Origin of the sequence: Sphingobium indicum BiD32 (assembly GCF_000382885.1) — a bacterium.
In the GTDB taxonomy this organism is placed as follows: domain Bacteria; phylum Pseudomonadota; class Alphaproteobacteria; order Sphingomonadales; family Sphingomonadaceae; genus Sphingobium; species Sphingobium japonicum_C.
On sequence record NZ_CAVK010000008.1, the window covers coordinates 16,866 to 28,856 of the forward strand.

Sequence of the window (11,991 nt, forward strand, 5' to 3'; positions counted from 1 at the left end):
ATGAACATCGCGCTTCTTCTGGAAATGGCGGCGGAAGCCGCGCCGGATCGTATCGGCCTTGTCTGCGATGGCCGGCGCTGGAGCTATGGCGAGCTGCTTGCCGCTGCTCGCGGCGCCGTGGAACTGATCAACGCCAGCGGTGCCACCCATGTCGCCCTGCTGGACGAAAGCAGCGAAGCGGCGGTCATCGCGCTGTTCGGCGCGGCTTTGTCAGGCGTGCCCTATTGCCCGTTGAATTATCGTCTTGCCGATGTCGACTTGGCCGCCCTACTCGAACGCATCGCCCCGTCGCTGGTGATCGGGGACGTCGACCGGGTGATGCGCATTGCGAGTGAGCAGGGTCATGCGTTATATACGCGTGCCGATTTTACGGCTGCTACGCAGGGGGCCTTGGTCGATTCTGAGCGCGAATATGATCTCGGCGAAGGCATTGCTATTCAGCTGTTCACCAGCGGGACGACCGCCGCGCCGAAGGCAGCGATCCTGCGGCATTCCAACCTGTTGTCCTATATCCTCGGCACGGTGGAATTCGCCTCAGCGGATGAAGCGGATGCCGCGCTCGTCTCTGTGCCACCCTACCACATCGCAGGCATCGCTGCGCTGCTGTCTTCGGTCTATTCACAGCGGCGTATCGTTATGCTGCCTGCTTTCGCGCCCGAAGCTTGGCTTGAACTTGCCGAGATCGAAAGCGCAACTAATGCCTTTGTGGTGCCGACCATGCTGTCCCGCATCATCGAGGCGTTGGACAAGGGCGTGACTGCAAACATCTCGTCAATTCGAGCCGTGGCCTATGGCGGCGGCAAGATGCCGCTGGAACTGATCCACCGCGCGCTGGACCTGTTTCCCCAAACCGGCTTCACCAATGCCTATGGTCTGACTGAGACGAGTTCTACTATTGCACTTTTAGGACCCGACGATCATCGCGAGGCCCATGCTTCGGACGATCCGAAGATGCGTGCGCGTTTGGCGTCGGTTGGCAAACCGCTCCCGACGATCGAACTGGAGATACGCGACGAAGAAGGTCGCTGCTGCCCGCACGGACAGCCCGGCGAGATTTTTGTGCGTGGTGACCAGGTTTCTGGTGAATATAAGGATCGCAGCGCGCTCGATGCCGATGGCTGGTTTCCCACCCGGGATGCCGGTTATCTGGACGAGGAGGGCTATCTCTTCCTGGCGGGGCGTGCTGACGATGTGATCGTGCGCGGTGGTGAGAACATGTCGCCGGGTGAGATCGAGGATGTGCTGCTCACTCACCCGGCCATCGCCGACACTTGCGCCGTGGCCGTTCCCTCGGTCGAATGGGGGGAATCCGTCGGCATCGCCGTGGTTCTGCGCGAAGGTCAGGCACAGCCTTCGGAGCAGGAACTCAAGGAACTGATCCGCGCTCGACTGCGTTCGTCGCGCGTGCCTACCAAGATCAAGTTCGTTAAGGAACTGCCTTACAATGAAATGGGCAAGCTCCTGCGTCGCGAGGTCAAGAAAATCCTTGCTGAATGATCGGCCCGATGCCCCGGCGATTCCGCTGGCGCGCTGGGCCGGACGACAGCTGTTACAACTGGCAGAAGAGACTGGTTCTAAACGCATTGCCGCGCTCCTTGGGGAAACACTGCTCGGTGAACGGGCTGTTTTGAACGACTTCACTATCCCCGGCAGACAATCCGCTGGCGGAGGATGCCGCCTGTACGAAACGCGCGACGGCTGGATCGCGCTCAACCTCGCCCGATCCGACGACCGCGACTTGCTGCCCGCCCTGTTCCGCGATGCTTCGTTGGATCCCCGTGACGATGCCGGCATTACATCGGCATTCTCCTTGCGGCCCAGCGCCAATCTTTTGACCCAGGGACGTGAACTCGGTCTTGCTATTGCTTCGACCAATGAGGAACCGGCATCCCCACCCATTGCTCTGTTGGCAGAAGGGCAGGAGGTGTTGCGCTGTCCGGAGAATCGGCCGCTGGTCGTGGATCTCTCCGCGCTGTGGGCTGGACCTTTGGCTGGACATCTGCTGAGTCTCGCAGGCGGTGAGGTCGTGAAGGTCGAAAGTCGCACGCGTCCTGATGCCATGCGGCAGGGCGATCCGGCGCTTTTTGCGTTGCTCAATCAGGGCAAGGCGAGTGCGCTTGTGGATATTGGTACGAAGGAAGGCCGTGTCGCGCTCATCGGCCTGCTTCGCCGCGCGGACATCGTTATCGAAGCCGCTCGACCAAGGGCGCTGCAACAGCTTGGTATCGATGCAAGGGAAATTCTCGACAGCCAGCCCGGCCTCGTCTGGCTTAGCATCACCGCCCACGGTGCCAGCGGTGTTGCGGCGGATTGGGTCGGCTTCGGCGATGATTGTGGAGTCGCGGGCGAACTTAGTTCTGCGTTAAGCGAGGCCGCGGGTGCGACAGGTTTCGTTGGCGACGCGATCGCTGATCCGCTGACCGGCATCATCGCGGCTCGTGAAGCTTGGAGGCATTGGCGTGCTGGCAAATCCAGTCGAATCGGCCTTTCCATGAGTTCGATCGTTGCCAGCGCTTTGGCGGAGGAGCAGACTTGCGATCCCGACCTTGTGGCACACGAACTGGTGGAATGGGCAAATGCTACTGGAACTCCCTTCCCTGTGTGCGCGATGCGCACGCCTGAGGGTGTATTGCGCCCGCTCGGGGCGGACACGACGCAATGGCTGGGCGACGGGGCATGCTGATCCGCAATGCCGAGATTCACAACATTGGCACCGCCGACCTGCGCATTATGCAGGGCAGGATAGCGGAGATCGGGCAGCTCAGGCCGTTCCCTGGCGAGGGAGTGTTCGAGGCAGGTGGAGGAGCTTTGCTGCCGGGTTTGCACGATCACCATATTCATCTTGCCGGCCTGGCTGCGCGGGCCGCTTCTATCTGGTGCGGACCACCGGAGGTGATGGATGCCGAAGCACTGAAAGAACGTCTGATACGGCCCGGAGAGGGTTGGATTCGCGGGATCGGCTACCATGAAAGCGTAATGGGTCTTCCCACAGCGCGAGAATTGGACCGTCTGGTCTCCGACCGACCCTTGCGCTTGCAACACCGCTCAGGACGTATGTGGCTGTTCAATACCGCTGCCCTTGCGGAACTACTTGCTGAGGCAGAGGCGCCCCCTGGTCTCGAACGCAATGGCTCTATCTATACCGGAAGGCTGTTCGACGAGGACGAATGGCTGCGACGGGCACTCGCCAGCCAGCCTCCCGACTTCGCGGCTGTTTCTGCAGAATTGGCGCGCTACGGCATCAGCGGCGTTAGCGATATGTCGCCACGCAACGATCCGGTCATGGCGAAACATGTTGCCGCCCAGATGGAGGCGGGCATGCTGGCGCAACGATGCTGGCTGGCAGGAAGCCTGACTTTGGCGGAATCCCGCGAGGGGCCGTGGCGCATCGGTCCTGCCAAGCTCCATCTCCACGAATCCGCTCTCCCCCTGTTCGAGGCGGCGACTTCCTTTATCGCGGAAGCTCACGACCAGGGCCGGAATGTCGCGATCCATTGCACCACGGAAGTGGAACTCGTCTTCGCGCTGGCTGCGCTGGAAGATGCCGGTGTTACTTCGGGTGACAGGATCGAGCATGCTTCTGTTGCAGCCTTGGATCACGTGACCCGGATCGCGGCCCATAATATTGCGGTCGTCGTCCAGCCCCATTTTGTCTTCGAACGCGGTGACCGCTATCTCATTGACGTCGAGGCACGGCACATGAGCGATCTCTATCGCCTCGCCAGCCTGCGAAGGGCCGGGGTCATGTTGGCCGGCGGGAGCGACGCACCGTTCGGAGCGGCCGACCCCTGGCAGGCCATGGCGGCGGCCGTCACCCGCCGGACTAGGGACGGCAACATAATCGGGTCGGACGAGGCATTGTCACCGGAGGAAGCATTGGGGCTCTATCTCGCCGCACCCTTCGATCTGGCCCGCCAGCAGCGCACTGGTGTCGACGAACTCGCCGATCTTTGCCTGCTGGACCGGCCCTGGCGAGAGGCTCGGCGGCGCCTGTCCTCAGACGATGTCCGCGCCACGTTCATTGGCGGGCGGCTCGTCTACGAGCGCATCGATCAACCCCCAGTCCAGTGCTTGGCGGGCGTTGAGGCGCTTGCCGGAAAGGATCATCTGGGCGGCACGCTGTCGCCCAACTCTCCGCGTGAGTGAAACGCAGCCTCCGGCCCCCGGAAGTATACCCATGGAGAGTTCCGGCAGGTGGAACCAGGCGTCCCTTGTTGCCGTGATGCGCTGCGCAAATGCCGCAAGTTCTAGTCCCGAGCCGACGCAGCCACCCTGGACATGCACCTCCAACTTTTTCGAGCAGCGAACGGCTGCGCGTGCCGGTAGTGTGCAACTGCGGATCGAGTGGGCGGTAGCCGGATCGATCGTGGTGCCGAACTCGCCAAGTTCTGCACCGAGACTGAACGTTCGCCCTGTCGCTCGTATTGAGACCTGGCGAATATCAGGATCGAGTGCCGCGAGCGTGAGCGCCTCGTGGAGCTGGTCGCGCATGTGGCGGTCGATGGCGTTGCCGCTGTCGGGATGATCGAGCGTCGCAATGATCCGATCACCTTCGCGCGAGACGAGAATTTTGCCAGCGCTGCGCTGCGGATGCGACGATGGTATGCGGCCGGCGAGCCAGGTTTGATGCTCACGGCTGCCCTGCAACAGCCCATAGGCCAGCGACTCTACCGTCAGGCCTTCGGCCATGGGAAGCAGGGGCAAGACACGCAGCAGCTGGACTATGACCGCCGCCGCGTGCGGATTCGCCAGCACCTGACGGGCCAATCCCTCCGCTGTCATTGGCGGCTCGATTACGCCATCCAGTTGCGCCGCAAGTGGATGGCTGGCATCGCCCAGACCAATAGTTGGGCAGGGTGGGAGGAGCACTGTCTCTGGGGTGTCTTCGCTTGATTCAAGGTCGATGAAAAGGAGGGGGCCGGCCCAAGGAGGTTCTCCCTGCCACAGCAGGCGGGCATCGATGGTCATGGCACTCAACTGCATGGTCTGCATATCAGTCAACCTTGCATACCGCGGCAAGTTCTTTCGGGTGATATGTCGGCTTGGGTGCGAGGCGGAACAGAGTGGCTAGGCTTGCACGGTCGGGGTGGTGTCGGACGCCCGCCACCAGCAGGTTCCGGCATCATCCACTTCGTCCATCGCCAGCCCCCGGCTGCGAAGACAGGCTAGATGTGCGAGACTCTCGCCCGTGGCGAGGCTTAGTAGCGGTCTGTCGATTTGGCGCTTGAATAGGGCCGGAAAGACGTCGATCGCCCGCTGGGGCGTTTCGAGCAGTGTTAGAAGTCGCTCGAGGCGGCGCTCATGCCCCTCCAGTAAACTGCCGATGCGCGTGTGTAGCCCATGGAACGGTTGACCGTGTGCAGGGAGGACGAGAACGTCATCTGGCAGATCGCGACGGATGGCGTCTAGGGACACAAGCCAGTCGGTCAGGGGGTCGGCATCAGGTTCCAGAGGCTGGACCGACACGTTGGAGGAGATTGTGGGCAACACTTGGTCGCCGGAGATTAATAATCGCGCTTCGGGACAATGGAGCATGGCATGCTCGGGCGAATGCCCCTTGCCTACGACAACCACCCATTCGCGGTCCCCGATCGTCAGCCGCTGGCCGTGCTCTAATGCATGGAAGCTGTTGGGCGGTGGATATAGCATCTTGCCGAAATCACCGAATCGCGCTCGATAATGGTCGAGCGCATCGTCGTCCCAACCCACCTTCTTATAGAAATTGATCGCCTCGTGAGGCGCTTCTTGTCCCGTGTCGTTGGTGAGGACCCGGAGGGTAAGATATTCCAGCCGTGTCATCCAGAGATGGGCGGACTGCTTCCGTGCGAGCCACCCTGCCATGCCGCTATGATCAGGATGAAGATGTGTGACGATAATGCGCCTGACCGGCCGTCCTTTCAGAGTAGATGAGAAGGCCTTGCGCCAGGCGGCCGCCGATTCCGTGCTTCGCAAGCCCGTGTCGACGATCGTCCAGCTATCGCCGTCGGCCAACGCCCACACGTTGATCGCCTCAAGGCTGCCGCCCATCGGCATGCGTAGCCAATAGACGCCTTCGGCAATGCCGATTGCGACGCCTTCGCCGATCACGGGCAGTTCGATGGGAGGATAGGTCAACTGGTCCGTCATGTTCGCATTCTTCTCATGCCATGGGCTCTCGCGCGGCGTGGCTGCATCGGACAAATCATTCGTGTCATGTCTGTCTGTGATTGAGAGGAGATTTAGGTGGGGCAATCTGCACAACCGCCATCTTTGGCGCGCGACATGTTGCATATCCTGATTGAGTGAGGACATAACCCATCGAAAGACGGGTTTGAGACCAATCCCCAGCCCAGTCCGTTCGGTATGCGGTAGAGCTTCCGAAATGGGAGTTTGATCAACGGTTCTATTGAACCAACATGGGGCGTTCTCGAGCGTATTGGACTTTGAGGGCTCAATTTTTCCAGCAGCGAGACCAACAAAGCATTGGTATTGAGCACATCGGACTTGTCCCTCTTTGGCGCCGAACCAAATTTGCTACGTCTCCCAGAGATCAATGTGATGGAAAGTATCAGGTAAACTACTTGACACGAAAGGTCGACTTCAAACGCAGCCTCTAGTCTCGAGCGGCCGGTTCCAGTGCGGATAGCGTCCGAGCCTGAAGAGTAACAGTCCTGCAATCAAACTGCTTGGAATTCCCGCGATGATGAGCGCGTTGTATCCGCCCGCCAGATCGTAGATTACTCCGCCTACAAGTGGACCGAGTCCTCCAGCACCTGCCATGATGCTTACCATGACCCCGAATATCTTTCCATAGTTGCGCATGCCCCCGTAGACGCTAGTGAGGAATGCGCAGATTTGAAGCTTCGCTCCACTGGAATAGCCAATGATCAGCATCGCGAGAACGATCGTGACGGGTGTGCGAAAGGGCTCGAGCAGGAGCAGCATGCCTATGGCCATGACGGAGTTGGTGACGCAGCCGATCAGGCCTCCGTCGAAACGGTCCATCAGCCAACCTGTCACGAGCTTTCCCGCTATAGAGCCAGCCCCGGCGAGGCTCGCGAGCAGCGCGGCGTTATGACGGCTGACACCGGATTCAGTGAGGATCGGAAACTGGTGGACCAGGAAGGCCGCGCCGAACAGCAGGGTGATAAGAGCCGCGCCCGCGATCCTGTAGAGTGCCAGGCTGCGGATGGCCTCCGCGACGGAAAGACCTTCCTGCGCTGGTTCGACTATTGCGGACGTCTGTCCTCGCTGGTCCACGCCAGATTGGCTTGTGCGCATGAGGCGCTGTCGATCCTTGGCGCTGTAGAGAAAGAGGAATGACATCAGGAGTGCCGGGGTACCGAATACCGCAGCAAGCCAGATGTAGGCGCTCCGCCAGCCAAAACTGGTGATCAGCCATTCGGTCAGTGGCGGGACGACGATCAGGGCCATAGACATGCCACTGAGAGCAAGACTCAGCGCTAGACTCCGTCCCGCGTTGAATGTGCTTGAAATGGCCGCAGCCCATAAGGTCGGTTGGATTAAAAGGGCAGCAAGCCCGTAGATGAACCACAGCACCATCCACTGGCTGAATGAGCCATCGGCAAAGCTGAGCGCGGCAAAGGCCAAGGTCGTCAGCAGGATGCCCGGAAGGACGATTCGCCGAACACCGAACCGATCGAGCATTGCGCCGACCACCGGCGACAGAGGAATGGTTATCAGACTGGCGAGCGTGAACCCGGCGGAAATTTCCGTTCGGATCCAATTGAACTCCTGATCTATTGGTCCAATGAAAACACCAGACGAAATAGATGCGACCGAAGTGAAAGAGAGTCCGAGAAAAGCGGCGAACACCAACGGCCAATAGCGACGCCACTCATCAGATCGGGTCAGTGGCTGCGTCATTCCAGTAGTTCCAGTCCCTAGTTTGCGCATTTTTGCCCGGACCACCGGACAACTGGTTGCATTCGTCCATCGATCAAGGAGTAAGTGAGGCAGATCAGGGCGCCGATTCGCGAGGGGTATATGCACGCACCCCAATGGCAGAGGCGCTGTTGTCCGGCCACCTATCTTAAGTTCGGCATAAATGCTTTGAATGCCCGGCTGCCTCCTCCGTTCTCAGAAGCTATGCGGGAAATCGGAACATCCAAGCGGATATTAAGACCTCCGGAAGTCCGCAAATCTTTCATGATCGCGAACGGCTTGAATTACATAGAACGGCGGGGCAGGCATTACGTCCGCTGCGTCATCCTCTCAGCCCATTCCTCTCTTCCGATAGGTGGAATGAAGGCTCATGACGCGCAATTGTGCGCAGGCTTTTTGCTAGCAAACTGAGGTTGCGGCGTCAGCGGAGCTAGGTGGGAATGCCGGAGACGGGGACCGCTGCTCTTCATACTTGATGGCTGGAACCTAGTACTTCACCGGAGATGCGATCGCTTCTCCAGCCTTTGGCGGAAAGATGCGTCTGGGACATAGTCCAGCGCAAATACTAGAGGAGAAGAGCACTTGAAAGCTGTTGGCTTGATCGATTTTGGCGGTCCCGACGTTCTCGAAATTCTGGACCTGCCCGACCCTGTCGCGGGTCCAGGTCAGTTGTTGCTCCGTATACATGCTGCGGCGGTCAACCCTACCGATGCGCTGATCCGCAGTGGAACCCACGTAAAGATGTTTGGGCGAACGGCTCCTCCGCCTTATGTACCCGGAATGGATGCGGCCGGTGTGCTCATCGGGATCGGCGAGGGTGTGGAGACGGACCTGAAGATCGGAGATCACGTAATGGCCTTCATAGCGCCTAACGGCTCCTATGGCGCTTATTCCGAAATGCTGGCGGTTCCAGCCAACTCGGTCGTGAAGGCGCCGCGTGGGTTCAGCCATGTCGAGGCATGTACCATTTTGATGAATGCGATGACTGCTCGAGTGGCGCTCGATACGCTCGCTCTGACGCCCGGAAGCACGGTCCTCGTGACGGGTGCTGCAGGAACATTCGGCGGCTATGTCGTGCAACTCGCAAAGGAAGATGGGTTGGTGGTAATCGCCGACGCGTCGGAAGCGGATGAACCTGCCGTTGCCGGTTTTGGCGCAGATCTGGTGTTGCGCCGCGGTGATGATCTCACAGATCGTGTGCGTGAGCATTTTCCTGATGGCGTTGATGGAGCGATCGATGGCGCGTTGTTCAACGAGCGTCTCGCGCCAGCCGTTCGGGACGGCGGAACCGTTATAACCTTGCGTATGCACAGCGGCGAAGCTGAACGCGAAGTCAAGCTAGCTCCGGTTCGCTCGAAGCTCCATTCCGAGGATAGGGAGAAACTGGACGAGCTTCGTCGTTTGGCCGAGGAGGGCAAGTTAACCATCCGGGTCGTGGCCACTTATCCAAAGGAGGCTGCGAGTGACGCTCACCGACGGCTTGATCGGGGCGGATTGCGCGGCCGGCTTGTCCTCGAGTTCTGACTGAGCACTTCCCGTACGACTCGATTTTCTTGAATGGAGCGGTTCTCGACCGCTGTGGATCACGGCGAATTTACTACGTCTGCATTTTGTGTTCTGGTCCGTGCCGTTGAATGAAGACGGCACGGACTATATAATGAAGTCTTAGGCGGTGGCTGAAGTCAGCCGGATCGGCGCCTACTATGCAGCGTAAGCGGGAAACGCGGGGATCCGGAGGATCCCCTTGTTACAATCGCCATTATCCGACCGAAGCAACCCTGATTTTGTCATGATTGCCTCAGCACCGTAGGCTGTCCGCCGTCAGCACCAATGGCACAGATTTGAGGTTGTGATTTAAGGAGGGTTGGGGCTTCGTCGTAGTGACGAAGGAACGAAGATGAAGGCCCAACCCTCCTTAAAAAAATCGCCGACAAAGGCCCCTGCTGAGCGAGTTGTGAAGGATATTCGGCGCCAGACCCGTCGCCACTTCTCGGCTGAAGACAAGATCCGCATCGTGCTCGACGGGCTGCGCGGCGAGGACAGCATTGCCGAGCTGTGCCGCAAAGAAGGCATCGCGCAGAGCCTGTATTACACCTGGTCGAAAGAGTTCATGGAAGCGGGCAAGCGCCGCCTGGCTGGTGATACCGCCCGTGCCGCGACCACTGGCGAGGTGCAGGATCTGCGCCGCGAGGCTCGTGCCCTGAAGGAATGCGTTGCCGACCTGACACTCGAAAACCGTCTACTGAAAAAAAGCATGATCGCGGATGGGGGCGACGACGAATGAGGTATCCCGCATCCGAAAAACTCGAGATCATCCGGATCGTCGAGCAGTCGCACCTACCCGCCAAGCGGACGCTGGACCAGCTCGGTATCGCCCGTCGGACGTTCTACCGCTGGTATGACCGCTATCTCGAGGGCGGGCCGGAGGCGCTGGAGGATCGGCCATCGGCGCCGAGCCGGGTGTGGAACCGCATCGGCGACGACATCCAGGACCAGATCGTTGAAATGGCGCTGGAAGAGACCGACCTTAGCCCCCGCGAACTGGCGGTGCGCTTCACCGACGAGAAGCGCTACTTTGTGTCCGAAGCCACGGTTTACCGCCTGTTGAAGGCCCATGATCTGATCACCAGCCCTGCCTATGTCGTGATCAAGGCCGCCGATCAGTTCCACACCAAGACCACCCGGCCGAACGAGATGTGGCAGACCGATTTTACCTACTTCAAGATCATCGGATGGGGCTGGATGTACCTGTCGACCGTGCTCGACGACTTCTCGCGCTACATTATCGCCTGGAAACTGTGCACCAACATGCGGGCCGAGGACGTGACCGACACGCTGGACCTCGCCCTCAAGGCCTCGGGCTGCGACAGCGCCACCGTGCTGCACAAGCCCAGGCTGCTCAGCGATAACGGCCCCAGCTACATCGCCGGCGAACTGGCTGAATACATCGAAGCTCAGAAGATGAGTCATGTGCGCGGCGCCCCGCTACACCCCCAGACCCAGGGCAAGATCGAGCGCTGGCACCAGACCCTGAAAAACCGCATCCTGCTGGAAAACTACTTCCTGCCCGGCGACCTCGAGGCCCAGATCGAGGCCTTCGTCGAGCACTACAACCACCAGCGTTACCACGAGAGCCTGAAAAACGTGACGCCCGCCGACGCCTACTTCGGCAGGGCGCCCGCCATCATCCAACAGCGTGAAAGGATCAAACGACAGACCATCGAGCATCGGCGCTTGCAACACCGCAAGCTCGCCGCCTAACATCCACCCCCAGACGAGGTCCGCACTCCGCTAATTTACGCCGCGAGTTGCGCCAAATGTTCTGACGACGGACAGGCATTCGGTGAAGGCCACGGATCAGGCTGCTTCGCGTTGATCTTCTGCGGTGCGCCATTTCCAGGGGAGCAGTTCGTGGAGACGGTGCTGTGGGATGTCGGCGATGCGCGCGAGAACATCGGCGAGCCAGGCCTGCGGATCAATATCGTTGAGCTTCGCCGTACCGATGAGGCTGAGCATGAAGGCCGTACGCTGACCTCCGCGGTCTGAACCGGCGAAGAGCCACGATTTTCTGCCCAGGGCTATACCCCTCAATGCCCGTTCCGCTGCGTTGTTCGAGAGGCAGATGCGGCCGTCATCGAGGAACGCGGCGAAAGCGGGCCATGCCTTGAGCATGTAATCCATGGCTTCAGCCACATCGCTGTTCTTCGATAGCTTTGACCGGTTCTCCCGCATCCATTCTTCCAGATCGGCAACCAGCGGTGCGCTGAGTTCCTGCCGAAGGGCGAGGCGCTCCTGTGCCGGTCTGCCGTTGATGGCGCGCTCAATGTCGATCATCCCGGACATAGGTCCAGATCCGGCCCGTATCGGTCTTGGTCTTGGCCAGCACTGGCACCGTCGTATCGTCGCCATGCAGTCGCTCGGCGGCAAGGACGTGGGCTTCGATCAGCAGATAGAGCGGCATCAGCGCGGCGGTGCAGGTGCCGACCTGATCGGCCAGAGTGGAAAGACTCAGGTCCACGCCTTCCCGGGCATAGCGATCACGCTGGCGGTTGAGCGGTTGATGTGCACCGAACTTCTCAAACAGCCGGGGACTGTCAGGATTTCCGT

The 11,991-nt window shown here is 60.0% G+C and carries 7 protein-coding genes and 2 pseudogenes; 5 read left to right on the forward strand and 4 right to left on the reverse strand.

From position 1 onward, the window contains the following. Genes EBBID32_RS00725 through EBBID32_RS00735 form a run of 3 tightly spaced genes read left to right on the forward strand, consistent with a single transcriptional unit; the run spans position 1 to position 4,146 of the window. Complete coding sequence (locus EBBID32_RS00725) at positions 1–1,497, forward strand: class I adenylate-forming enzyme family protein (protein ID WP_006948936.1); 1,497 nt, start codon at positions 1–3, stop codon at positions 1,495–1,497. Beyond that, positions 1,487–2,683, forward strand: coding sequence for a CoA transferase (locus EBBID32_RS00730; protein WP_231382066.1), 1,197 nt, complete (start codon positions 1,487–1,489; stop codon positions 2,681–2,683). Before EBBID32_RS00725 ends, EBBID32_RS00730 begins: the two co-directional genes overlap by 11 nt. Next, positions 2,677–4,146, forward strand: a complete 1,470-nt coding sequence (locus EBBID32_RS00735; protein ID WP_051093225.1) for an amidohydrolase family protein — start codon at positions 2,677–2,679, stop codon at positions 4,144–4,146. Before EBBID32_RS00730 ends, EBBID32_RS00735 begins: the two co-directional genes overlap by 7 nt. On the opposite strand, the pseudogene EBBID32_RS25180 reads toward EBBID32_RS00735, so the two are convergent. The 3 genes and pseudogenes from EBBID32_RS25180 to EBBID32_RS00750 all read right to left on the reverse strand — a co-directional run. After that, positions 4,093–4,992 (reverse strand): annotated as a pseudogene (locus EBBID32_RS25180) (enoyl-CoA hydratase/isomerase family protein); the annotation flags it as partial. The gene EBBID32_RS00735 and the pseudogene EBBID32_RS25180 overlap by 54 nt on opposite strands. Positions 4,993–5,067: 75 nt before the next feature. Beyond that, the gene (locus tag EBBID32_RS00745; RefSeq protein WP_231382067.1) at positions 5,068–6,180 is read right to left on the reverse strand and encodes an MBL fold metallo-hydrolase; all 1,113 of its coding nucleotides are present in this window, start codon (positions 6,178–6,180) and stop codon (positions 5,068–5,070) included. 399 nt (positions 6,181–6,579) lie between these two features. Then, complete coding sequence (locus tag EBBID32_RS00750; RefSeq protein ID WP_006948944.1) at positions 6,580–7,866, reverse strand: MFS transporter; 1,287 nt, start codon at positions 7,864–7,866, stop codon at positions 6,580–6,582. A 600-nt stretch (positions 7,867–8,466) separates the two neighbouring features. On the opposite strand from EBBID32_RS00750, the gene EBBID32_RS00755 reads away from it, so the two are divergent. Together EBBID32_RS00755 and EBBID32_RS00765 are read left to right on the forward strand one after the other, a co-directional pair. After that, complete coding sequence (locus tag EBBID32_RS00755) at positions 8,467–9,408, forward strand: NADP-dependent oxidoreductase (RefSeq protein ID WP_037488025.1); 942 nt, start codon at positions 8,467–8,469, stop codon at positions 9,406–9,408. A 373-nt stretch (positions 9,409–9,781) separates the two neighbouring features. Continuing rightward, a protein-coding gene (locus EBBID32_RS00765) for an IS3 family transposase (RefSeq protein WP_231382068.1) occupies positions 9,782–11,145 on the forward strand; the annotation gives its coding sequence in 2 pieces (ribosomal slippage) (positions 9,782–10,129 and positions 10,132–11,145; 1,362 coding nt in all). Between the two features lie 96 nt (positions 11,146–11,241). Here EBBID32_RS00765 and EBBID32_RS23365 read toward each other — a convergent pair. Beyond that, positions 11,242–11,991: pseudogene (locus EBBID32_RS23365) on the reverse strand (IS66 family transposase); the annotation flags it as partial.